This is a genomic window from Pleomorphomonas carboxyditropha, from assembly GCF_002770725.1.
Classification (GTDB): Bacteria; Pseudomonadota; Alphaproteobacteria; order Rhizobiales; family Pleomorphomonadaceae; genus Pleomorphomonas; species Pleomorphomonas carboxyditropha.
Map to the genome: position 1 here is coordinate 94,454 of NZ_NQVN01000007.1, position 21,352 is coordinate 115,805.

Consider the following 21,352-nt stretch of genomic DNA (forward strand, 5'->3'; position numbering starts at 1 on the left):
CCTGGATTCATCATTTGGTTAAGCAAGGCAGGCTGATGGAATTGTCTTGGCAGGTAGCGGCCATCACTCAAGAAATTGTTTTGAAATGGCAAAGGGCCCATCGGGCCCTTTGCATGTCGCTCAAAATCAAAACGGCGGCGAATCGATACCCATCCGATGATTCACGTGAAACAGCCGACACTTCGTCAGGTATTCATCGAATCGAAGAAGTCACCGTTGGTTCGGGTCTGCCGAAGCTTGTCCAGCAGGAACTCGGTCGCATCCGTCGTGCCCATCGGGTTGAGGATGCGGCGCAGCACGAAGGTCTTCTTCAGCTTGTCCGGCGCCACCAGCAGATCTTCCTTGCGGGTACCGGAGCGCTGGATGTCGATCGCCGGGAACACGCGCTTGTCGGAGATCTTGCGGTCAAGGATGATTTCCGAGTTGCCGGTGCCCTTGAACTCTTCGAAGATCACTTCGTCCATGCGGCTGCCGGTGTCGATCAGCGCCGTGGCGATGATGGTCAGCGAGCCGCCCTGCTCGATGTTGCGGGCCGCGCCGAAGAAGCGCTTGGGCCGCTGCAACGCGTTGGCGTCGACACCGCCGGTCAGCACCTTGCCGGAAGACGGCACCACCGTGTTGTAGGCGCGGCCGAGGCGGGTGATCGAATCGAGCAGAATGACCACGTCGCGGCCATGCTCGACGAGGCGCTTGGCCTTCTCGATGACCATTTCCGCCACCTGCACATGGCGCGTCGCCGGCTCGTCGAAGGTGGAGGAAACCACTTCGCCGCGCACCGAGCGCTGCATGTCGGTCACTTCTTCCGGACGCTCGTCGATCAGCAGGACGATCAGGTAGCATTCCGGATGATTGGTGGTGATCGAATGGGCGATATTCTGCAGCAGCACGGTCTTGCCGGTGCGCGGCGGCGCCACGATCAGCGCGCGCTGGCCCTTGCCGAGCGGCGCCACGATGTCGATGACGCGGGCCGAGAAGTCCTTCGACGGCACCCCCTCCACTTCCATGCGGAAGCGTTCGTCGGGATAGAGCGGCGTCAGGTTGTCGAAGTGCACCTTGTGGCGCGCCTTCTCGGGATCCTCGAAGTTGACGGTATTGACCTTGAGCAGCGCGAAATAGCGCTCGCCTTCCTTGGGGCTGCGAATCTGCCCCTCGACGGTGTCGCCGGTCCTGAGCGAAAAGCGGCGGATCTGGGCCGGCGAAATGTAGATGTCGTCGGGACCCGGCAGGTAGTTGGCGTCCGGCGAACGCAGGAAGCCAAAACCGTCCTGCAGCACTTCGACGACGCCCTCGCCGATAATGTCGACTTCCTGTTCGGCAAGCTGCTTCAGAATGGCGAACAGCAGCTCCTGCTTGCGCATGGTCGAGGCATTCTCCACCTCGACTTCTTCCGCGACGGCCAGAAGTTCGGTGGGGGTCTTCTTCTTGAGATCCTGGAGTTTCATCTCCGACATGGACAAGGCATCTCTTGGCTGGAAAAAAGGAATCGAGGTCGAAAACGGATAGCTCCCCTGCCGGGGACATACATCGACGATCTTTTCCGAAAAACGCGAACTGGCAGCGACGGCGGGGAGCCGCCGCGGGGAAACTTTCCGAACCTGCCGTCCGGAAGATGCCTGCCCGCGAAGCGAGGGACAGGTTTCGCTATACCCTGTTCTGCTTGATGCGGCAAGACGAGAGGCTACCCTTGCCTTGCTCTCAGAACGGCTTCAGCACCACCAGCACCAGGACGGCGAACAGGATGAGGGTCGGCAGTTCGTTCATCATCCGGAAGAAGCGCGCGGCATGATGATTGGCATCCCGCTCGAAAGCCTTCCGCCAAGTGTCGAGCTGGTAGTGATAGACCGTGAGGCCAAGCACCAGAAGGAGTTTCAGCCAAAGCCAGGACGACGTGGAAAACCAGCCGCCCTTCACTCCCAGCCACAGACCGAAGCCCCAGGTGCCGTACATGGCCGGCCGCATGATGCCTTTGAACAGCCGGCGTTCCATCACCTTGAAGGTTTCCGACTGCACCGAACCGATCTCCGAATCGGCGTGATAAACGAAAAGGCGCGGCAGATAGAAGATGCCGGCCATCCAGGCGATCACCGAGAACAGATGGCCGATCTTGATCCAATCATAGCCAAGGCCCATCATCGTTCCCCAGCGCCGCGCACCCGCGCCAGCATGCGCGCCACGTTGTCGATCGAGCCATCCGGCGTAATGCCGTGACCGAGGTTGAAGATCAGCCTTCCCCCGCCCAACCGGTCGAGGATTCGATCGACGGCCGCGTCGAGCATCTCACCGCCGGCGACGAGATGCAGCGGATCGAGGTTACCCTGCACGGCGACCAGCGGCTGCACGGCGTCCCGCACGAAATCGAGCGAGGCCTGCCAATCGACGCCGACGGCATCGACGCCGGTTTCGCGCACGAAAGCCGGGAGATGACCGCCAGCCCCTTTCGGAAAGCCGATCACCCGGGCACCGGGCACCCGCGCACGGAGGCCCTCGACGATCCGTCTGGTCGGCTCGATCACCAAACGCCGGAAGCCGGCATCGTCCAGCCCGCCGGCCCAGGTATCGAAGATCTGGACCGCATCGGCGCCTGCCCGCAACTGAGCGGCAAGATATTCGATCGAAGCCTTCACAAGAATATCGACCAGCCGGTCGACGCCACTTGGATCGACGAGGGCCGCTCGCCGCGCCGGCATCTGATCGGGCGTGCCACGGCCGGCAATCATGTAGGTAAGAAGCGTCCAGGGCGCGCCGCAGAAGCCGAGCAGCGCCGTCTCCTCGGCAAGCTCGGCACGGATGCGTGATACCGTCTCGATGACCGGCTCAAGCCGCGAGAGCAGGCGATCCGGTTCAAGGACAGGACGAGCGGGATCGACCGGCTCGAGCCTCGGGCCCTCGCCTTCGACGAACCAGACCTTCTGGCCGAGGGCCTGCGGCACCACCAGGATATCGGAGAACAGGATCGCCGCGTCGAAACCGAAGCGGCGGATCGGCTGCAACGTCACTTCCGTGGCGAGAGCCGGCGCGTAGCAGAGATCGAGGAAGGAACCGGCCTGGACTCTCGTCGCCCGATATTCGGGAAGGTAGCGTCCGGCCTGACGCATCATCCAGACCGGCGGCGGCCACAGCCGTTCACCGTCGAGCACCCTGACAAGGCGACGTTTCCGAGCCGCCTTGTCCATCTTCGTCGTGGTCGCGCCGTCCGCCGTTTCCAAGTCAAGAATCCTATTTGAAGAGATTTTCTTTTTCTTATTGCCGAGGGATAGCAGGGATTGTCTCCCCTCCACAATCGGAACCATGTGAGACCTCCCCGCATGCCCGAGAGGACACCGTTCGGACCGCTGCCCTGTGGCTTTTGTGGAAAACTTTAACCGATGGCGGAACGCCGCAATTCTTAACGAATGGTTAATGGGGATGACCGCCGAAGAGTTAATGAACCGTTAAGCGCCAGCTTCGCTTTTGCACAGCACCCACAGACGCCGCCGCGACCATGCCCATTCGCCTGCCCTGTTGATGGTCTGATGGCTTACCCACAGGGGTCGGTCCGGCGCCCGCGTCGCCGCTCTCTTTCTCCACGTTCGTCCAAGCGGCGCGTGCTCCTCTGTGGATTGTCGCTCGGCGAAAGCAGCCAAGTCATTGATCGAAATTGGCGAAAAAGAACTCGCCAAGCACGGCGCCATCTGAGATGCTGGCTCGCCGTTCTCTCGGAGCACGCCGGCCATGAAGCGGGGCCAGACCTATTTCCATATCCATCTCGTCTCCGATTCCACCGGCGAGACGTTGCTCGCCGTTGGCCGGGCGGCCACCGCTCAATATGAATCGATGGTGGCGATCGAGCATATCTACCCGCTGGTCCGCTCGGTGCGGCATATCGAGCGTGTCATCGCCGATATCGAGGCGGCGCCCGGCATCGTGCTCTATACCCTGGTGCAGCAGGATCTCGCCATCCGGCTCGAGGAGGCCTGCCAGGCGGCGGCCATTCCCTGCATCGACGTCTTGCGGCCGGTGTTCGACGTGTTCCGCTCCTTTTTCAAGGTGCAGGCCATCGGCAAGGCCGGTGCCCAGCACGCCATGGACGCCGACTATTTCAAGCGCATCGACGCGCTGAACTTCACGCTGGCCCACGACGACGGTGCCCTACCCGACGACATCGAGGAAACCGACGTCATCCTGATCGGCATCAGCCGCACCTCGAAGACGCCGACCTCGATCTATCTCGCCAATCGCGGCATCCGCACCGCCAATGTGCCGCTGGTGCCCGGCATCCCGATTGCCGACAAGGTCGTCGCCGCCCGACGGCCCCTGGTCGTCTGTCTGATCGCCACCGCCGAGCGCATCATGCATGTCCGCCAGAATCGCCTGTTGGCGTTGGCCGATCAGAACCAGAATTCGACCTATGTCGACAAGGCATCGATCGCTCAGGAGATTCTCTATTCCAAGCGCCTCTGTACCGAGCACGGCTGGCCGATGATCGACGTCACCCGCCGGTCGATCGAGGAAACCGCTGCCGCCATTCTCGCCCTTTGGGATCAGCATCGTTACGGCAAGATGCTCGATCCCTTTTCCGACGCCGGTTGAAAGATGAGCCTTGTCCTCGCCTCGGCGAGCGCCGCCCGCGCCGCCCTCCTGACCGGTGCCGGTCTCATATTCAAGCGGATCCCGGCCGATATCGACGAGCGTCTCATCGAGGAGGATCTCGTCGGCCTTGCCGCCGCCGACGTGGCGCAGGCCCTTGCCGACGTCAAGGCGGTCGAGGTCTCGTTGCGCCGGCCGGGCGACCTCGTCATCGGCGCCGATCAGACGCTGTCGCTCGGCGACGAGCGTTTCCACAAGCCACGCGACCGCGAGGAGGCCGGCCGGCAGCTCGCCCGCCTGTCCGGCCGCACCCATGAGCTCCATTCCGCCCTGTCGTTGGCCCGAAACGGCGAAGTCCTCCATCGCGCCGTCGACAATGCGAAGTTGACGATGCGGCCGTTGTCGGCGCGCTTCATCAGCCACTACCTCGCCGTGGTCGGCGAAGCGGCCCTGGGCTCGGTCGGCGCCTACCAGCTCGAAGGTTACGGCGTGCAGCTCTTTTCGGCCGTCGAAGGCAACCATTTCACCATTCTTGGCCTGCCTTTGTTGCCGCTGCTCGAATTCCTGCGGGAGGAAAGGGTGGTTGAACAATGATCCGCGCCGCCGTCATCGGTTGGCCGGTGAGCCAGTCGCGCTCGCCGCTGATTCACGGTCACTGGCTGAAGGAGTTTGCCATCGACGGCGACTATGGCCGGGCGGCGATCGATCCCGAACGCATCGATGGTTTTTTCGCCCGCTTCGCCGATAGCGGTCTTGCCGGCGGCAACGTCACCATTCCCTACAAGGAAGTTGCTGCCCGTGCCGCCGCTCATCGCGAGCCGATCGTGGAACGGATCGGCGCCGCCAATACGCTCTGGATCGAGGATGATGCGCTGTGCGCCGATAACACCGACGGCACCGGCTTCCTCGCCAATCTCGACCAGCAGGCCCCCGGCTGGGACAAGGCATCCGGCGAGGCGCTGGTGCTCGGCGCCGGCGGCGCCGCCGCCGCGGTGGTAGACGCCCTTGTCGAACGCGGCTTTATGGTGCGGCTCGTCAATCGCACGCTGTCGCGGGCCGAATCATTGGCCGGACGCTATCCTGGCCGGGCGTCCGCCGATGTCCTTTCGGCGGCGAATCGATACGCGGCAACGGCCGATTTTATCGTCAACACCACCTCGCTCGGCATGAAGGGCGACGGCGCCGTCGATCTCGATATGACCGTTGTGCCAGACGGCGCGGTGGTCAGCGACATCGTCTACGTGCCGCTCGTCACGCCGTTCCTTAATGCCGCCGCCGCGCGCGGTCTTCGAACCGTCGACGGTCTCGGCATGCTGCTTCACCAGGCGGTGCCCGGATTTGCCCGCTGGTTCGGCCGCCGGCCGGTCGTGACGCCCGAGCTGCGCGCGCTGATCGAGGCCGACCTGTGATCGTCATCGGCCTCACCGGCTCGATCGGCATGGGCAAGACCACCACCGCCGATCTGTTCCGGCAGGCGGGTCTGCCGGTGTTCGACGCCGACGCGACCGTGCATGCTCTTTATGACGGCCCGCTCGCCGCCGACATCGAGGCGGCTTTTCCGGGAACGACGCGGGAAGACCGGGTGGATCGCGCCAAACTCGCCAACCGGCTTTCGGCCGATTCTGAGGCTTTCGGCCGATTGGAAGCCATCGTCCACCCGGCGGTGCGGCGGGCCGAGGCCGATTTTCTGCAAAAAGCTCGCGCCGCCGGCGCACCGGCCGTTGTGCTCGACATTCCTCTCCTGTTGGAAACCGGCCGCGACGGCGACGTCGACAAGGTGGTGGTGGTGTCGGCGCCGGCCGACGTGCAGCGGTCGCGGGTGCTCGCCCGTCCGGGCATGACGGCGGAAAAGTTCGAGGCGCTGCTTGCCCGGCAGATGCCCGACGCGGACAAAAGGGCGCGTGCCGACTTCGTCGTGCCCTCCGGCGACGGTCTGGCGGCGGCCGAGGCGGCGGTCGCCGCATTTTTGCGTCAACTGCTTTCTTGACCGATTGCCGGGGACAAGCCGACCGGATTTCCTTGAAATCCTCGTCGCCGGCGGGCAGGATTCGGCCATGCGCGAAATCGTCTTCGATACCGAAACCACTGGCCTCGATCCCAAGACCGGAGACCGCCTCGTCGAGATCGGCTGCGTCGAAGTGGTCAACCGCTTCCCGACCGGCCGCAATTTCCACGTCTATATCAATCCCGGACGGTCGGTGCCCAAGGAAGCCTTCGACGTCCACGGATTGTCCGACGAGTTCCTGGCCGACAAACCGCGCTTCGACGATATAGCAGACGCCTTCGTCGCCTTCGTCGGCGATGCCCATCTGGTTGCCCACAACGCCAGCTTCGACATGGGCTTCATCAATTTCGAACTGAAGGCGTCGGGCCGCACCACTTTCGGCGCCGAGCGCGTCATCGATACGCTGATGATGGCGCGCCGCAAGCATCCCGGCTCGCCGGCCAGCCTCGATGCGCTCTGTAACCGGTACGGCATCGATCGGTCGAAGCGCGTCAAGCATGGCGCTTTGCTCGACGCCGAACTTCTGGCCGAGGTTTATCTGGAGCTGACGGGCGGGCGGCAGGCTGGTCTCGACCTCAGCGTATCGGTCCAGGCGACGTCGGCGGGAGAGACGGGCGGCCGCGTCGCCCTGCGGCCGCGCCCCGTGCCGCTGCCGCCGCGTATCACGGCCGCCGAGGTGGAGGCGCACGCCGCCTTCATCGCCAAGATCGGCGAAAAAGCGTTGTGGAACATCTATGTCGACGACGGCGAGCGGGCGGAAACCGGCTGAATTTCGCGCGTAGAATCCGGGATTCTGCCAGGTGGCCCAATCGGGGTGTTCTTAGCCGGCAAATTATGTCATAGAGCGCTCGGCGCTCGTCCCCTCTGCTCAGACATCGGGAGGCGCTTGGTGATCAAGTCTCCGAAGGGACCGGCAGTGGCCAAGGCGACGCTCGAGAAATTCCGGCAGGTTGCCGCCCTGCCCTATCGTCTGACGGCGCATGGCTACGAGGTGGTGATGATCACTACCCGCGACAGTGGCCGCTGGATATTGCCCAAGGGCTGGCCGATCAAGGGTCTCAAGCGGCACGAGAGCGCGGAAACCGAGGCGATGGAGGAAGCGGGCCTGATCGGCAGCGCCGAACCGAAGCCCGTCGGCCGCTTCACCTACGTCAAGCAATTCCCCAAGCGCCAGGAAAAGGTGCTGGTCGACGTCTTTCCGCTGGCCGTGGAAAAGCAGCTCGACGACTGGCAGGAGAAGGGGCAGCGCGAAGTGCGCTTCTTCAATCCGGTCGACGCCGCCGCGCTGGTGTCGGACGCCGGCGTCGGCGACATTATCCTCGCCTTCTTCGTCGACCTCGCCAAAAGGAAAGCGGCCGGCACCTTAAAGGCACCGGCCGCCGAGAATGCGTCCGCGACGTCCGGCGAGCCGGATATCGATCAGGCGAGCCCCTCGAACAACGCCGTCGACAAATAGCGCTCGGCAAAGGACGGCACGATCACCACGATGGTCTTGCCGGCGTTCTCCAGCCGCTGGCCGAGCTTGATCGCCGCCGCCAGCGCCGCTCCCGAAGAGATGCCCACCGGCACGCCTTCGAGCTTTGCCGCCTGGCGGGCGGTTGCCAGCGCCTCTTCCGACGGCACCGGCAGGATTTCATCATAGACCTTGGTGTCGAGAACGGCGGGCACGAAACCGGCGCCGATGCCCTGGATCTTGTGCGGTCCGGGATTGCCGCCCGACAGCACCGGGCTCTCGGTCGGCTCGACGGCAACCACCTTCACGTCGGGCTTGCGCTCCTTCAGCACGCGGCCGACACCGGTAATCGTGCCGCCGGTACCAATGCCGGCGACGAAAATGTCGACCTTGCCTTCGGTATCGTTCCAGATCTCCTCGGCCGTGCTGACGCGGTGCACTTCGGGGTTGGCCGGATTTTCGAACTGCTGCGGGATGACGGCACCGGGAATGGTGGCAGCCAACTCGCTGGCCTTGGCGATGGCGCCCTTCATGCCCTTGGCCGCCTCGGTCAGCTCGAGCTCGGCGCCGAGCAGCTTCAGCATCTTGCGCCGCTCGATGGACATCGATTCCGGCATCACCAGAATGAGCCGGTAGCCCTTGGCGGCGGCGACGAAGGCGAGCGCGATGCCGGTATTGCCCGAGGTCGGCTCGATCAGGGTGGATTCGCCGGGCTTGATCTTCCCTTGCGCTTCCAATGCCTCGATCATCGCCACGCCGATGCGGTCCTTGACCGAGGCGATCGGATTGAAGAACTCCAGCTTGCCGAGAATGGTCGCCTTGACGCCGTTCTCCTTGGCGAGCTTGTCGAAGCGGACAAGCGGCGTGTCGCCGATGGTATCGGTGATGGACGCGTAGATCTTGCCGCGACCGCGGCGGGAAAGATCGCTCATGGGAAGTCCTCGTTGGTGCGGGGTCCTGTGGAATTGGCGCCATTCTATCGGTTGCCGCAGAACGCCACCAGTCAACCGAGGTCGCAACGGGCGATCGGATTGGAAAATGATCCCATAAAAAAGCTATATAAGAGAACGAATTGCTCTCCTTTCAGGAGCGCCCCGTCGATCCGAAGCCGCCGGCTCCCCGGATGGTGGCGTCGAGCGCCTCCGTTTCGACGAGCCGGGCACGGCTGACCGGCGCGATCACCATCTGCGCGATGCGCTCGCCCCGACCGACGGTGAACGGCGTATCGGAAAGGTTGACCAGGATCACCTTCACCTCGCCGCGATAGTCGGCGTCGATGGTCCCCGGCGAATTGAGGACGGTGACGCCATGTTTGGCGGCAAGCCCCGAGCGCGGCCGCACCTGCGCCTCATAGCCGGGTGGCAGCGCCATGGCGAGACCGGTCGGCACCAGCGCGCGGCCGAGCGGCGGCAACGTCAGCGGCTCTTCGACCGCCGCGACGAGATCGAGGCCGGCGGCGTCCTCGCTCTGGTAGGCCGGCAGCGGCAAGTCGTGGGCATGCGGCAGGCGCAGAAGGGCGACGTCGATCATCGGGAAACCTCGAAAAGCTGGTTCGTTGCGGGTTCGAATCGAAAAATCAGCCGAGTCGCTCGGCGATCAGGGCGATCAGCCGTTCGGCGACCTCGTCCTTGGCAAGCGTCGGCCAAACGTCGATGCCGGCGGCCGAGAGGACGCGCACGCTGTTGCGATCGCCGCCGAACACGCCGCCCTGCAGCGAGACGTCGTTGGCGACGATATAGTCGGCACCTTTGGCGGCAAGCTTACGGGCGGCGTTCGCCTCGACGTTTGCCGTTTCGGCGGCGAATCCAACCACCACCTGCGGCCGCCGTCCGTCGTGGCCGAGCGTTGCCAGGATGTCGGGGTTTTCGACGAAGGCGAGCGGCGGCGGATCGCCGGCCGCCTTCTTGATCTTCTCGCGCGCCACCTCGGCCGGCCGCCAGTCGGAAACGGCGGCGGCCATCACCGCGACGTCGGCCGGCAGGGCGGCGAACACCGCCGCGTGCATCTCCTGCGCCGTTTCGACGCGGACCACGTCGACGCCTTTCGGGTCGGGGATCGAAACCGGGCCGGACACGAGCGTCACGCGCGCGCCGGCGCGGGCGGCGGCGGCGGCCACGGCGTGTCCCTGCTTGCCGGAGGAGCGGTTGGTGATGAAACGCACCGGGTCGATCGGCTCGATGGTCGGGCCGGAGGTGACGAGCACGTGGCGGCCGGCAAGCGGCTTTGGCTGCGTTGCCGCGGCGAAGAAGGCCTCCACGCCGGCAACGATGTCCATCGGCTCGGAAAGACGGCCGACGCCGGCTTCGCCCCGCTCGGCCATCCGCCCCTCGGCCGGCCCGATGAAGCGGACGCCGTCGGCGGCAAGCTGCGCGGCGTTGCGTTGCGTTGCCGGATGCGCCCACATGCGCTGGTTCATGGCCGGGCAGGCGATGATCGGCGCGGCGGCGGCCAAGAGGCTCGCCGTGGCGAGCTCGTCGGCAATGCCGTTCGCCATGCGGGCGATAAGATTGGCGGTGGCGGGCGCCACCAAGATCAGGTCGGTGTCGCGGGAGAGAACGATATGGCCGATATCCTGCTCTTCGGTGGGATCGAACAGGTCGCTGAACACCTTCTCGCCGGAAAGCCCCCCCACCGTCATCGGCGTCACGAATTCCCTGCCCGCCCGCGTCAGGATCACTCGCACCTCGGCGCCGCGCTCCTTCAGGCGCCGGATGACCTCGAGCACCTTGTAGGCGGCGATGCCGCCGCCGATGACGATCAGAATGCGCTTGCCCGCGAGCATGTCAGGCCCTCTCTTGCATAACCGGAGGGAACCTAGACCATCGCGGCGCAGAAGGTCCAGCGGAGCTTGGGGCCGGAAGGGCAACGGCGGCTGGGCGGCAAAAATAAAACGCTCAGCCGGCCGCGAATTTTTCGTCGAAGGAATAGCCGGAGCCGCGCACCGTGCGGATCGGGTCACGGACGCGGCCACGGTTGATCGATTTCCGGAGACGGCCGACGTGGACGTCGACGGTGCGCTCGTCGACGTAGACGTCGTGACCCCAGACGCCGTTGAGCAGCTGTTCACGCGAGAACACCCGCCCCGGTGACTGCATCAGGAATTCCAGCAGGCGGAATTCCGTCGGTCCGAGATGGATTTCGCGTGCCGAGCGGCGGACACGCCGCGTCTCCCGGTCGAGCTCGATATCGCCGGCGGTCAGAAGGCTGGACACCGCTTCCGGCTTGGCGCGCCTCAGCATCGCCTTGACGCGGGCGATCAGCTCGGGAACCGAGAAGGGCTTCACCACATAGTCGTCGGCGCCGGTGGCGAGACCGCGCACCCGCTCCGATTCCTCGCCCCGCGCCGTCAGCATGATCACCGGCAGCCGCTCGGTCTCCGGCCGCGCCCTGAGGCGGCGGCACAATTCGATACCCGAGAGGCCCGGCAGCATCCAGTCGAGCAGCAGCAGATCGGGAGTGATCTCCTTGAGGCGGATGTCGGCTTCGTCGCCACGAAAAGCCTGCTCCACCTCGAAGCCTTCGGCTTCGAGATTGTAGCGCAGCATCAGCGATACCGCCTCTTCGTCCTCGACGATCATCACCTTGGCCATGGTCGTTTTCCGCTCCCGGTAGCTCAGGATCCGGCGACGGTGCTGTCGATCGAGGCGTCGGCCTTCGGCCGCTCGTCCTCGTAGGACCGGCCCGTCACCACATAATGCACCGATTCCGCAATGTTGGTCGCGTGATCGCCGATCCGCTCGATGTTCTTGGCGCAGAACAGCAGGTGAATGCAGAACGTCAGGTTGCGCGGGTCCTCCATCATGTAGGTGAGGAGCTCGCGGAACAGCGACGTATAGAGCGCATCGATCTCGTCATCGCGCAAGCGGACGGCATTGGCGGCCTGGTCGTCCTGGCTGGCATAGGCGTCGAGCACCTTCTTGAGCTGCTGCAGGGCGATCTCGCAGAGATGCTCGACGCCGGTGATGAGCTGCTTGTGCGGGAAGACGCCATTGATGGCGACAACGCGCTTGGCGATATTCTTGGCGAGATCGCCGACGCGCTCGATATCGTTGGCGATGCGCATGGCGCCGACGATTTCCCTGAGGTCGCTGGCCATCGGCTGGCGCCGGGCGATCACCAGGATCGCCTTGTCCTCGATTTCGCGCTGCAGCCGGTCGAGCTCCTTGTCGCCGGTGATCACCCGCTGGGCGAGGCCGGTGTCGAGGCGGGTCAGCGCTTCCACCGCATCGCCGACCGCGCGCTCGGCGAGGCCGCCGATCTCGGTAACCATGCGGGCGATCGCCTTGAGGTCGTCGTCATAAGCGGAAACAGTATGTTCCATGGAAGTCTCCTGCCATTTCCGGTCAGCCGAAGCGGCCCGTGATGTAGTCCTGCGTCCGCTGTTCGAGCGGATTGGTGAAGACGTGGTCGGTGGGGCCCTCTTCGATCAGATGCCCGAGATGGAAAAAGGCGGTGCGTTGCGACACGCGCGCCGCCTGCTGCATCGAGTGCGTCACGATGACGATCGTGAAATTGGCCCGGAGCTCGTCGATCAGTTCCTCCACCTTGGCGGTGGCGATCGGGTCGAGCGCCGAACAGGGCTCGTCCATCAGGATCACCTCCGGCGACACGGCGATGGCGCGGGCAATGCAGAGTCTCTGCTGCTGACCGCCGGAAAGGCCGGTTCCCGGCTCGTTGAGGCGATCCTTCACTTCGTTGAAAAGCGAAGCCTTCTGCAGCGAGGTGACGACGATCTCCTCGAGATCGGCCTTCGAGCGGGCGAGCCCATGGATGCGCGGCCCGTAGGCGACGTTGTCGAAGATCGACTTCGGGAACGGATTGGGCTTCTGGAACACCATGCCGACGCGCGCCCTGAGCTCGACCACGTCGAGGTCCGGATCGTAGATGTTCTGATCGTCGAGCTTGATGGTGCCCTCGACGCGCGCACCGGCGATGGTGTCGTTCATGCGGTTGATGCAGCGCAGGAAGGTCGACTTGCCGCAGCCCGACGGGCCGATGAAGGCGGTGACCGCCTTCTCGGGAATGTCGATGGAAACCCCGTGCAGAGCCTCCTTCTGACCGTAGGTCACCTTGACGGCCACCGTGTGGATCTTGACCGGCCGGCTGGCCGCATCGGGGGTGCGGATGGTTTCGAAAGGCGTCACGGCCTGGACTGCGGACATGGCGAAACTCCGGGAAGACGGGTTACCAGCGGCGCTCGAAGGCGCGGCGGAGAATAATGGCGAGGCTGTTCATGGCGAGCAGGAAGGCGAGCAACACGATGATCGCCGCCGAGGTGCGCTCGGTGAAGGCGCGCTCGGGCTCGGTGGCCCACATGTAGATCTGGGTGGGCAGTGCCGTCGCCGGGTCGAGCGGCGTCGTCGGATATTCGACGATGAAGGCCTTCATGCCGATCATCAAGAGAGGCGCCGTTTCGCCGAGGGCGTGGGCCAGGCCGATGATGGTCCCCGTGAGCACGCCCGGCATGGCGAGCGGCAGCACATGATGAAAGACGGTCTGCATCTTCGAGGCGCCGACTCCGAGGCCGGCCTCGCGGATCGACGGCGGCACCGCTTTCAGCGCGGCGCGCGTGGCGATGATGATGGTCGGCAGTGTGGTCAGCGTCAGCACCAGGCCGCCGACCAGGCTCGCCGAGCGCGGCAGGTGGGCGAAATTGATGAATACCGCGAGGCCGAGCAGACCGTAGACGATCGACGGCACGGCGGCCAGGTTGTTGATGTTGACCTCGATCAGATCGGTCCAGCGATTCTTGGGCGCGAATTCCTCGAGATAGATCGATCCGGCGACGCCAAGCGGCAGCGAAAGCACCAGCACCACCAGCATCATGTAGAGCGAACCGACGAGTGCGACGCCGACGCCGGCCATCTCCGGACGTGTGGAGGCGCCGTTGGTGAACAGGCCGGTGTTGAAGGCGAGATGCAGAGCCCCGTCTTTCTCCAGCTTGTCGATAAGCGCGATGTGCTTGTCCTTGATGAGACGCTGGCTTTCCGGAATATCGGCCCGGATCGTGCCCTTGACGAAGGAGTCGACATCGCCGGTGGCGTAGAAATCGACGCTTCTCTTCGTGCCGATCAGCGAAGGATCCTTGGCGATCATCGACCTCAACATCGGCGCCGACCCCTTGGAAAGCAGGTCGAGACCGTCGTAGAGGCCGTCCTCATCATCGGGGTCGAGCTCCAGGGTCTTCTGGAGCGACGCCGCGATCAGATCGTCGAAGCGAAAGGCGTTGCCGGACAGGACAGCGGCCGGCGAACGATCGCCGTCCGGCGCGATGATGCTCGCGTCGAAGTCGACCATCATCGCGATGCGCGTCTGCTGGAAGGCGGTATAGCCCTTGCCGACGATCGAGCCGAACAGCGCGAGAAGAAAGCAGAGGGCGATGGTAACCGCCGCAAGGCCATAGGCACGGAAGCGCCGTTCGGCGGCATAGCGGCGACGAAGACCGATATCGATCCTGGAGATGGCCCGGACTTCCGGACCGCCGAGCCGTGAAACGGGAAGGCGGGAGGCGGCTTCGGTCATTCGTACTGCTCCCGATACTTGCGGACGATGGTCAGCGCCAGCACGTTGAGGCCGAGCGTGATGACGAAAAGCGTGATGCCCAGCGCGAAGGCGACCAGCGTCTGCGGGCTGGTGAATTCGAGATCGCCGGTCAGCTGATTGACGATCTTCACGGTAATGGTGGTCATTTCTTCGAAGGGATTGAGTGAGGCGCGGGCGGCGACGCCGGCGGCCAGCACGACGATCATCGTCTCGCCGATGGCGCGCGACACGGCAAGCAGCACCGCGCCGACCACGCCCGGCAGCGCCGCCGGCAGGATCACTTGACGCATCGTCTCCGAACGCGTCGCCCCGAGCGCCAGCGAGCCGTCGCGGAGCGAGCGAGGCACGGCGGTGATGATGTCGTCGGAAAGCGAGGAAACATAGGGAATGATCATGATGCCCATCACCAGGCCGGCGGTGAGCACATTGTTGCCGGAGGTGCCGAGGCCGAGCGGCAAGGCGATAAAGTCGCGAATGAGCGGCCCTACGGTCGTCAGGGCGAAGAAGCCGTAGACGATGGTCGGAACGCCGGCCAGGATTTCGATCAGCGGCTTGGCGATCGAACGCACCTTCGAGGTCGCGTATTCAGCCATGTAGACGGCCGAAAACAGACCGATCGGCACGGCCACCAGCATGGCGAAGAAGGAAATGTAGATCGTGCCCCAGAAAAGCGGCAGGAAGCCGAACTGGCCGCTCTCGGTCGAACCAGCGGCCGCGAAACGCGGATCCCAGACGGTGCCGAAGTAGAAATTGATCGGCGATACCACCGAGAAGAATTGCAGGGCCTGGAACAGCAGGCTGAGGACGATGCCGACGGTGGTGAGGATGGCCACCGAGGAGGCCCCAATCAGGATCGCCAGAATGGTGCTCTCGACGAGATTGCGGGCCCTGAGCCTCGGCTTGACCCGCACGAAGGCGAAAATCAGTCCGAAGGCGAGGGCAGCGACAACGGCTATGTCGACGGCGGTATTGAGACCGTCCGAAACGACATTCAGCGCGCTGGCGGCTATCAGCTGGTAAGGCTTCACGTCTTCGCCGAGCGGCAATCCGTGGCGCGCGAACACCGAACGTGCCGCCACGACGCCGATTCGAATGTCCTCGAGTTCTTCGTGGGTCGCGAGCTTCAGTCCCGTTGCGACCTGCCGCACGCCGGAAATCTCCAGCGACAGCTGTGTGGGATTGGCCAGCACCTGCTCGGGAAGATTGACGCGTACGGTGTGCTCGACAAGGAACGGCCGGGCGACCGACAGCACGACGAGGATGAGAAGCGCCGGAATTGCCGTCCAGATCAGCACATAGGCGCCATAGTAGCCGGGTCGGGCGGCGAGCGCGTCGCGCCCCTTGCCGGAGAGGACGACTGACTTCCAGTGCCCCAGTACGAAGCCGAAGAACGAAAGTCCCGCGATCAGCGCGAGCAGCCAGAGCGGACCCATGCGGCCTCCCCGAGGTTTCGTCCGCCCATCGTGGCGGTGCAAGAAGGAAGGGCCCCCGGTAAGAGGCCCTTCCTCTAATAGTTGTTGCGATCGATCAGAGGGTCTTGCCGGCCTGGAAGTCGGCGAGCACCTGCTCGCGCTCGCTCTTCGGCGCCGGGACGAGGCCCTTGGCGACGGACGGCGAACGCGGGCCGATCATCTGGTCGGCCAGGAAGAACTCGACATAGTCCTTGAGGCCCGGGACGACGCCGAGATGCGCCTTCTTCACGTAGAAGAACAGCGGACGCGACACCGGATATTCGCCCTTGGCGATGGTTTCCACCGACGGCGAGATGCCGCTCATGGTGGCAACCTTCAGCTTGTCCTTGTTGTTCTCGTAGAAGGCGAGGCCGAACACGCCGATACCGGTCTTGTTCGAGTCGATGCGGGCGAGCGTCTCGTTGTACTCGCCGTCGATGTCGACGGCCTTGCCGTCCTTGCGCACCTTGGCGCAGGCCTTCTCGGCGTCGGCCTTGGCGAGACCCGAGGCGATGAAGGCGTCGTAGGCCTTGGTGGCCTTGCAGCCGGCGAGGAGAACGTTGAGCTCGAACACTTCGCGCGTGCCGTGCTTTTCACCGGGGATATAGGCGGCGATGTCCCAGTCCGGGAAGCCGGCCTTGACGTCCGACCACTTGGCGTTGGGATTGTCGACCAGCTGGCCGTCCTTCAGCACCTGGGCGCCGATGGCGTTGAACCAGTCGGCCGGCTCGTAGGCGAAGTCCGGGCCCTTGATGTCGGAGGCGAAGACGATGCCGTCGTAGCCGATGCGGATTTCCTGCACCTCGGTCACGCCGGCCGCCTTGCAGGCGTCGAGCTCTTCGGCCTTGATCGGCCGGGAAGCGTCGGCGATGTCGATGGTGTCGTCGCCGACGCCCTTGCAGAATTCCTTGAGGCCGGCACCGGTGCCGCCGCCTTCGACGATCGGCGCCTTGAAGTTCGGATTGGCCTCGGCGAAGGCCTCGGCGACGATGGTCGCATAAGGCAGGACGGTGGACGAGCCGGCGATGTGGATCTGCTCGGCGGCGAGGGCGGCCGTGCCGGTGGCGGAAAGGCCGAGCACGATGGCGCTGGCAGCGGTGGAGAATTTCACGGGAGCACTCCTAATGGTTTAGGATCGTGAGGGTCGGAGCCCCTAGCCCATTGGCCGTCTCGTACCCGTCACAGCCGCGGACCCTAGCGGCCTGGCACTACCCTTCTATGACGATTGGGCTACAATATTGTGACAATATAATATGCTGAAAACAAATGGGAAATCAAATTTCCAGCCGCTCGGCGACAGCGGGCTCCGCTTCTTTCGTCATCTCGGCATCCGCGAGGTCGGGCCGGCGGGGCAGCCAGATGTTGACGGTCGTGCCCGTACCCACTTCCGAGCGGATGACAAGGCGCCCCTGGTGGCGATTGACGATATGCTTGACGATGGCGAGGCCGAGGCCGGTACCGCGCTGCTCGCGGCTTCGCGCCGCGTCCACCCGGTAGAAGCGTTCGGTCAGGCGCGGCAGATGCTCGGCCGCGATGCCGGGGCCGTCGTCGGCGACGCTGGCACGGAAGCCGGGGCGGCCATCGTCACCGGTTTCCTCTGCGAGCGTCAGTGTGATGCGGCCGCCGTCGCGGCCGTATTTGACGGCGTTCTCGACGAGGTTGGTCAGCACCTGCGTCAGTTCGTCGCGGTCGCCGGCAACAGGGGCGGCGGTCAGGTCGCCTTCCATGATGACCGTCGCGTCGCGCGTGGCCGCGACGGGGGTCAGCATGTCGGCGACCGATGGCAATATCTCGGCGAGATCGACGGCGCCGGTCGGGCGAACGTGCGCTTTCATCTCGAGCCGCGACAGCGACATCAGGTCGTCGATCAGCCGGCCCATGCGCCGGGCCTGTTCCAGCATGATGGCCAGGAAGCGCTCGCGATTGGCTTCGTCGCGCCGGGCCGGACCGAGCAGCGTCTCGATGAAGCCGGTGAGCGAGGCGAGCGGTGTCCGGAGTTCATGGCTGGCGTTGGCGATGAAGTCGCTGCGCATGCGGTCGAGCCGAACGGCTTCGCTCTCGTCCCGGAAGCGCAGCAACACGAAATCCGGCCGTTGGCGCGGCTCGGGGCGCGGCAGGCGCAGCGGCGCGCAACGGACGACGAAATGCCGCTCGCTGGCACCTCGCTCGACGAAGCGCACCGGCAGCAGGTTTTCGCCGCGGCCGGCGCGCTGGACCGCATCGAGGATTTCCGGCACGCGCAGCCGGAAGGCCAGCGGGTCGCCGATACGGGCCGTGCCGAATTCGGCGGCGGCGGCGGCGTTCTGGTAGCGCAGCGTGCCCTCGGCATCGGTGAGAAAGGCCGGCTCCTCCATGCCGTCGAGCACCAGCTTCATGCCGGTGTCCGGCCAGCGGCGGGCCGGCAGCCGGTCGGCCGGCTTCGGCGCCACTGCCCTTCCGGCCGGCAGAACGGTGAGAGCGGCCGCCCCGGTGGCGAGAAACCCGGCCAAGGCCACGGCCGGCGGAAGGTCGGCGGCGAACAGCATGACCACCCAGAAGACGACCGCTGCGACGAGCACCGTCTGCAAGCGCCCTTCGGCGAGGGCCTCGCCAAGCGGCCCGCGTGCCTCCCGCAACGCGTCGTTGTTCTCCGGCCTATCCGGCATGGGGCTCATGGCGTTCATTTGTCCTTAAGCGAAAACGCGGAGTCTGTCATATTGATAAACGTCTTTTGTGACGCTTGTAGCGCGGGTCGCTGTGCCCGCGACGATTGCGGATGCGTCGAGTCTGGGGGAAAGCCGATGGGAAAGAAAGACAAATCGACGAACGACATGACGCGTCGCTTCGTATCGAGCGTCGAGCTGATCGCCGCCCGCGAGGGCGCCGCCGTGCTGGCGACGCAGGCGCCCGACGCGCCGCCGATCACGCTCGGCAAGACGACCTTCGACCTCGACAATCCCTATCTGCCCGAGGAAATCGAGATGGAGGCCCTTGCCTCCGGCGGTTATCCCTACAAGGAGAGCCTGAAGGAGAAGGCCTATCTCGAAGAACTGCGCGTATTGCAGATCGAGCTGGTCAAGCTGCAGAAGTGGGCCAACGACACCGGCCAGCGCATCGTCCTGCTGCTGGAAGGGCGCGACGCCGCCGGCAAGGGCGGCACCATCTCAACCTTCCTCGAATACATGAACCCGCGCTCGGCCCGTCACGTGGCGCTGGCCAAGCCGTCCGACGTCGAGCGGGGCCAGTGGTATTTTCAGCGTTACGTCAAGGAATTGCCGACCCGCGGCGAAATCGTCTTCTTCGACCGCTCCTGGTACAACCGCGCCGTTGTCGAGCCGGTGATGGGCTTCTGCACGGCCGAGGAGGCGAAGCTCTTCCTCGAGGAAGTGCCGCATTTCGAGCGCCTGCTGATCCACGACGGTATCGTGCTGATCAAGATCTGGCTCGACATCGGCCGCGAGATGCAACTGAAGCGTTTCCACGACCGCCGTCACGATCCCCTGCGCATCTGGAAGCTGTCGCCGGTCGACCTCAAGGCGCTCGGCATGTGGGACCAGTATACCGCCGCCCGCGACCAAATGCTGAAGGCCAGCCATTCCGACCTCAGCCCCTGGATCGTCGTTCGCTCCAACGACAAGAAGCGGGCCCGTCTCAACGCCATCCGCTACCTGCTGTCGAAGCTCGACTACGACCGCAAGAACCTGGCCGCCATCGGCGAGATCGACGACAAGATCCTCGGCAAGGGGCCGAAGTTCCTGAAGATCAAGAACGGCAAGAACAAGGACTGAAGCTAATGCCGGGGGTCGCCGAAAGCGGCCCCTTGGCATTCTGGAGCTCGGCTCAGGCCAGCCTCAGATACCAGTGAATGTCGCGGTCGCTGACCTCGGCGAAGAAACGGTCGCACTCCGCTTCCTTGATGGTGAGGTAAATGTCGGTGAAGCGCGCGCCGAGCCGCCGTTTCAGGAAGTCGGAAGCGCGCGCCCGCCTCAGCGCCTCCGGCCAGAAGCGCGGCAGCGACGCCTCTACTTGGGCATAGCCGTTGCCGACGATCGGCTCCGACGGTTCGCGCCTTTCCTCGATGCCCTCCAGCATGCCGGCGATGACCGCGGCGAGCGCCAGGTAGGGATTGGCATCGGCGCCGGCGACGCGCTGTTCGAGGTGGCGCGTTGCCGGCGGACCGCCGGTGACGCGGATCGGCACCGAGCGGTTGTCGGTTCCCCAGGCCGGGCCGAGCGGCGCGTAGGAATTGGGCTTGAAGCGGCGGTAGCTGTTGGCGTTGGGCGCGAAGATCGCCATGCTCTCGGCCATGGTGGCTTCGAGGCCGGCGATGGCGTGGCGGAGAAGCGCATTGCCCTCGGGCTCGCGGCTCGCGAAGAGATTGTTGCCGGCCTCGTCGCACAGGCTGACATGGAAATGGGCGCCGGAGCCGGCGAACGCCGCATAGGGCTTGGCCATGAAGGTGGCGACGAAGCCGTGCCGCTCGGCCACGCCCTTGACGAGGCGCTTCCACAGGATGGCGTCGTCGGCCGCCCGCAGCGCGTCGTCGCGGTGTTCCAGCACGATCTCGAACTGGCCAGGAGAATATTCCGAGATCAGCGTGCGGGCCGGCAGGCCTGCCGCTTCGGCGGCGGCATAGACCGCCTCCAGGAAGCTGGAAAAGTCGCCAAGATCCTGCACGAGATAGGCCTGGAGGTCGGTCGGACGGAAGCCGTTCGGCGCCGTCGGCGGCGTCACCCTGCCCTCGGCCGCCGCCCGGCCGTCGATGAGGTAGAATTCCAGCTCGACGGCGGCGGCCGGCCGGAACCCGAGGGCCTGCGCCGCGTCGACCACGCGGGCGAGCGCGTGGCGAGGATCGCTGGCCGAGCCCGATCCGTCGCCCTCGAAGGAGGTGAGGAGGAACTGGGCGGTCGGCACCTGCCGCCAGGATGAGCGAACGAGCGTGCCCGCGACCGGCCGGCATAGGCGGTCGGCATCGCCCATTTCCCACAGCAGGCCCGTTTCCTCGACGTCGGCCCCCTTGATGTCGAGCGACAGCACCGAACAGGGCAGCGGCCGCCCCGTGCGGTAGGCGCCGAGCAGTTCGGAGCGGCGCAGCAGCTTGCCGCGCTGCACGCCCGAGCAATCGGTCAGGAAGCACTCGAACTGGACGACGTCGGGATTGGCGGCCAGGAAGGCCTCGGCCTCCGCGACATCGGCGATCTTGACGGCGGACATGGATAACGGTCCCGGCATGTCGGCGCCCGGCGCGAACCGCGGGCGACGGAATGAAATCCCCGCCGTCATGGCATTTCCCGCCGCCCGTTGTCCAGCATGGCGAGGTTGGGGCTTGGCCTGACTGCCCTCGCTCGGCTAGAA

General features: G+C 65.0%; 20 protein-coding genes and 2 pseudogenes. 7 read left to right on the forward strand and 15 right to left on the reverse strand.

The features are described 5' to 3' along the window. Window positions 1-185: 185 nt before the first annotated feature. From rho to hemE, 3 genes are all read right to left on the reverse strand, one after another. The gene (gene rho / locus CJ014_RS12620; RefSeq protein ID WP_100080831.1) at window positions 186-1,451 is read right to left on the reverse strand and encodes a transcription termination factor Rho; all 1,266 of its coding nucleotides are present in this window, start codon (window positions 1,449-1,451) and stop codon (window positions 186-188) included. Window positions 1,452-1,695: 244 nt separating this feature from the next. After that, window positions 1,696-2,130 carry a protoporphyrinogen oxidase HemJ gene (hemJ, locus tag CJ014_RS12625; RefSeq protein WP_100080832.1) on the reverse strand — a complete coding sequence of 145 codons (435 nt, stop codon included), beginning with the start codon at window positions 2,128-2,130 and terminating at the stop codon, window positions 1,696-1,698. Further along, window positions 2,130-3,173, reverse strand: coding sequence for a uroporphyrinogen decarboxylase (gene hemE, locus CJ014_RS12630; RefSeq protein WP_100080938.1), 1,044 nt, complete (start codon window positions 3,171-3,173; stop codon window positions 2,130-2,132). The genes hemJ and hemE overlap by 1 nt, the downstream gene beginning before the upstream one ends. 538 nt (window positions 3,174-3,711) lie before the next feature. On the opposite strand from hemE, the gene CJ014_RS12635 reads away from it, so the two are divergent. The 6 genes from CJ014_RS12635 (at window position 3,712) to CJ014_RS12660 (ending at window position 8,027) form a co-directional block, all read left to right on the forward strand. Beyond that, the gene (locus CJ014_RS12635) at window positions 3,712-4,569 is read left to right on the forward strand and encodes a pyruvate, water dikinase regulatory protein (protein ID WP_100080833.1); all 858 of its coding nucleotides are present in this window, start codon (window positions 3,712-3,714) and stop codon (window positions 4,567-4,569) included. Between the two features lie 3 nt (window positions 4,570-4,572). Beyond that, window positions 4,573-5,160, forward strand: coding sequence for a Maf family protein (locus tag CJ014_RS12640; protein ID WP_100080834.1), 588 nt, complete (start codon window positions 4,573-4,575; stop codon window positions 5,158-5,160). Next, window positions 5,157-5,975 (forward strand): shikimate dehydrogenase, encoded by an 819-nt coding sequence (locus tag CJ014_RS12645; protein WP_100080835.1) that lies wholly within the window; start codon window positions 5,157-5,159, stop codon window positions 5,973-5,975. Before CJ014_RS12640 ends, CJ014_RS12645 begins: the two co-directional genes overlap by 4 nt. Then, on the forward strand, window positions 5,972-6,553 hold the full coding sequence (gene coaE, locus CJ014_RS12650; RefSeq protein ID WP_100080836.1) for a dephospho-CoA kinase: 582 nt from the start codon (window positions 5,972-5,974) through the stop codon (window positions 6,551-6,553). The genes CJ014_RS12645 and coaE overlap by 4 nt, the downstream gene beginning before the upstream one ends. A gap of 67 nt (window positions 6,554-6,620) precedes the next feature. Beyond that, entirely contained in the window at window positions 6,621-7,340 is a 720-nt protein-coding gene (gene dnaQ, locus CJ014_RS12655) for a DNA polymerase III subunit epsilon (RefSeq protein ID WP_100080837.1), read from the forward strand. Between the two features lie 120 nt (window positions 7,341-7,460). Next, window positions 7,461-8,027, forward strand: coding sequence for an NUDIX hydrolase (locus tag CJ014_RS12660; RefSeq protein ID WP_207765740.1), 567 nt, complete (start codon window positions 7,461-7,463; stop codon window positions 8,025-8,027). Here the strand turns inward: CJ014_RS12660 and cysK are convergent. From cysK to CJ014_RS12710, 11 genes and pseudogenes are all read right to left on the reverse strand, one after another. Then, on the reverse strand, window positions 7,991-8,956 hold the full coding sequence (gene cysK, locus CJ014_RS12665) for a cysteine synthase A (protein ID WP_100080838.1): 966 nt from the start codon (window positions 8,954-8,956) through the stop codon (window positions 7,991-7,993). The genes CJ014_RS12660 and cysK overlap by 37 nt on opposite strands. 151 nt (window positions 8,957-9,107) lie before the next feature. Then, the gene (dut, locus tag CJ014_RS12670) at window positions 9,108-9,554 is read right to left on the reverse strand and encodes a dUTP diphosphatase (protein ID WP_100080839.1); all 447 of its coding nucleotides are present in this window, start codon (window positions 9,552-9,554) and stop codon (window positions 9,108-9,110) included. 46 nt (window positions 9,555-9,600) lie between these two features. Continuing rightward, a complete protein-coding gene (gene coaBC, locus CJ014_RS12675; RefSeq protein WP_100080840.1) occupies window positions 9,601-10,806 on the reverse strand; it encodes a bifunctional phosphopantothenoylcysteine decarboxylase/phosphopantothenate--cysteine ligase CoaBC in 1,206 nt (401 codons plus the stop codon). Between the two features lie 112 nt (window positions 10,807-10,918). Then, window positions 10,919-11,614: a phosphate regulon transcriptional regulator PhoB gene (gene phoB / locus CJ014_RS12680; protein WP_100080841.1), complete on the reverse strand. Its 696-nt coding sequence runs from the start codon at window positions 11,612-11,614 to the stop codon at window positions 10,919-10,921. 23 nt (window positions 11,615-11,637) lie between these two features. Continuing rightward, a complete protein-coding gene (gene phoU, locus CJ014_RS12685) occupies window positions 11,638-12,345 on the reverse strand; it encodes a phosphate signaling complex protein PhoU (protein ID WP_100080842.1) in 708 nt (235 codons plus the stop codon). 22 nt (window positions 12,346-12,367) lie between these two features. Continuing rightward, window positions 12,368-13,186, reverse strand: coding sequence for a phosphate ABC transporter ATP-binding protein PstB (pstB, locus tag CJ014_RS12690; protein WP_100080843.1), 819 nt, complete (start codon window positions 13,184-13,186; stop codon window positions 12,368-12,370). Between the two features lie 22 nt (window positions 13,187-13,208). Beyond that, window positions 13,209-13,955 (reverse strand): annotated as a pseudogene (gene pstA / locus CJ014_RS28380) (phosphate ABC transporter permease PstA); the annotation flags it as partial. A gap of 114 nt (window positions 13,956-14,069) precedes the next feature. Continuing rightward, a pseudogene (locus CJ014_RS28385) lies at window positions 14,070-14,546 on the reverse strand (DUF3333 domain-containing protein); the annotation flags it as partial. Beyond that, on the reverse strand, window positions 14,543-16,000 hold the full coding sequence (gene pstC, locus CJ014_RS12700) for a phosphate ABC transporter permease subunit PstC (protein WP_100080845.1): 1,458 nt from the start codon (window positions 15,998-16,000) through the stop codon (window positions 14,543-14,545). The gene pstC and the pseudogene CJ014_RS28385, both read right to left, overlap by 4 nt. Window positions 16,001-16,094: 94 nt before the next feature. Further along, window positions 16,095-17,129 carry a substrate-binding domain-containing protein gene (locus tag CJ014_RS12705; protein WP_100080846.1) on the reverse strand — a complete coding sequence of 345 codons (1,035 nt, stop codon included), beginning with the start codon at window positions 17,127-17,129 and terminating at the stop codon, window positions 16,095-16,097. A 163-nt stretch (window positions 17,130-17,292) separates the two neighbouring features. Next, window positions 17,293-18,672, reverse strand: coding sequence for an ATP-binding protein (locus CJ014_RS12710; RefSeq protein WP_245427294.1), 1,380 nt, complete (start codon window positions 18,670-18,672; stop codon window positions 17,293-17,295). Window positions 18,673-18,828: 156 nt separating this feature from the next. Between CJ014_RS12710 and ppk2 the strand changes: the two genes are divergently transcribed. Further along, window positions 18,829-19,785 (forward strand): polyphosphate kinase 2, encoded by a 957-nt coding sequence (ppk2, locus tag CJ014_RS12715; RefSeq protein ID WP_100080939.1) that lies wholly within the window; start codon window positions 18,829-18,831, stop codon window positions 19,783-19,785. Between the two features lie 52 nt (window positions 19,786-19,837). Here ppk2 and CJ014_RS12720 read toward each other — a convergent pair whose 3' ends face one another. Next, window positions 19,838-21,211 carry a glutamine synthetase family protein gene (locus CJ014_RS12720; RefSeq protein ID WP_100080940.1) on the reverse strand — a complete coding sequence of 458 codons (1,374 nt, stop codon included), beginning with the start codon at window positions 21,209-21,211 and terminating at the stop codon, window positions 19,838-19,840. Window positions 21,212-21,352: the final 141 nt, after the last annotated feature.

What these genes read in the sequence shown, in the direction of transcription:
- rho (WP_100080831.1), bottom strand. Translation starts at nt 1,451, where the DNA reads ATGTCGGAGATGAAACTCCAGGATCTCAAGAAGAAGACCCCCACCGAA.
- hemJ (WP_100080832.1), bottom strand. Translation starts at nt 2,130, where the DNA reads ATGGGCCTTGGCTATGATTGGATCAAGATCGGCCATCTGTTCTCGGTG.
- hemE (WP_100080938.1), bottom strand. Translation starts at nt 3,173, where the DNA reads ATGGACAAGGCGGCTCGGAAACGTCGCCTTGTCAGGGTGCTCGACGGT.
- CJ014_RS12635 (WP_100080833.1), top strand. Translation starts at nt 3,712, where the DNA reads ATGAAGCGGGGCCAGACCTATTTCCATATCCATCTCGTCTCCGATTCC.
- CJ014_RS12640 (WP_100080834.1), top strand. Translation starts at nt 4,573, where the DNA reads ATGAGCCTTGTCCTCGCCTCGGCGAGCGCCGCCCGCGCCGCCCTCCTG.
- CJ014_RS12645 (WP_100080835.1), top strand. Translation starts at nt 5,157, where the DNA reads ATGATCCGCGCCGCCGTCATCGGTTGGCCGGTGAGCCAGTCGCGCTCG.
- dnaQ (WP_100080837.1), top strand. Translation starts at nt 6,621, where the DNA reads ATGCGCGAAATCGTCTTCGATACCGAAACCACTGGCCTCGATCCCAAG.
- cysK (WP_100080838.1), bottom strand. Translation starts at nt 8,956, where the DNA reads ATGAGCGATCTTTCCCGCCGCGGTCGCGGCAAGATCTACGCGTCCATC.
- dut (WP_100080839.1), bottom strand. Translation starts at nt 9,554, where the DNA reads ATGATCGACGTCGCCCTTCTGCGCCTGCCGCATGCCCACGACTTGCCG.
- coaBC (WP_100080840.1), bottom strand. Translation starts at nt 10,806, where the DNA reads ATGCTCGCGGGCAAGCGCATTCTGATCGTCATCGGCGGCGGCATCGCC.
- phoB (WP_100080841.1), bottom strand. Translation starts at nt 11,614, where the DNA reads ATGGCCAAGGTGATGATCGTCGAGGACGAAGAGGCGGTATCGCTGATG.
- phoU (WP_100080842.1), bottom strand. Translation starts at nt 12,345, where the DNA reads ATGGAACATACTGTTTCCGCTTATGACGACGACCTCAAGGCGATCGCC.
- pstB (WP_100080843.1), bottom strand. Translation starts at nt 13,186, where the DNA reads ATGTCCGCAGTCCAGGCCGTGACGCCTTTCGAAACCATCCGCACCCCC.
- pstC (WP_100080845.1), bottom strand. Translation starts at nt 16,000, where the DNA reads ATGGGTCCGCTCTGGCTGCTCGCGCTGATCGCGGGACTTTCGTTCTTC.
- CJ014_RS12710 (WP_245427294.1), bottom strand. Translation starts at nt 18,672, where the DNA reads ATGAGCCCCATGCCGGATAGGCCGGAGAACAACGACGCGTTGCGGGAG.
- ppk2 (WP_100080939.1), top strand. Translation starts at nt 18,829, where the DNA reads ATGACGCGTCGCTTCGTATCGAGCGTCGAGCTGATCGCCGCCCGCGAG.
- CJ014_RS12720 (WP_100080940.1), bottom strand. Translation starts at nt 21,211, where the DNA reads ATGTCCGCCGTCAAGATCGCCGATGTCGCGGAGGCCGAGGCCTTCCTG.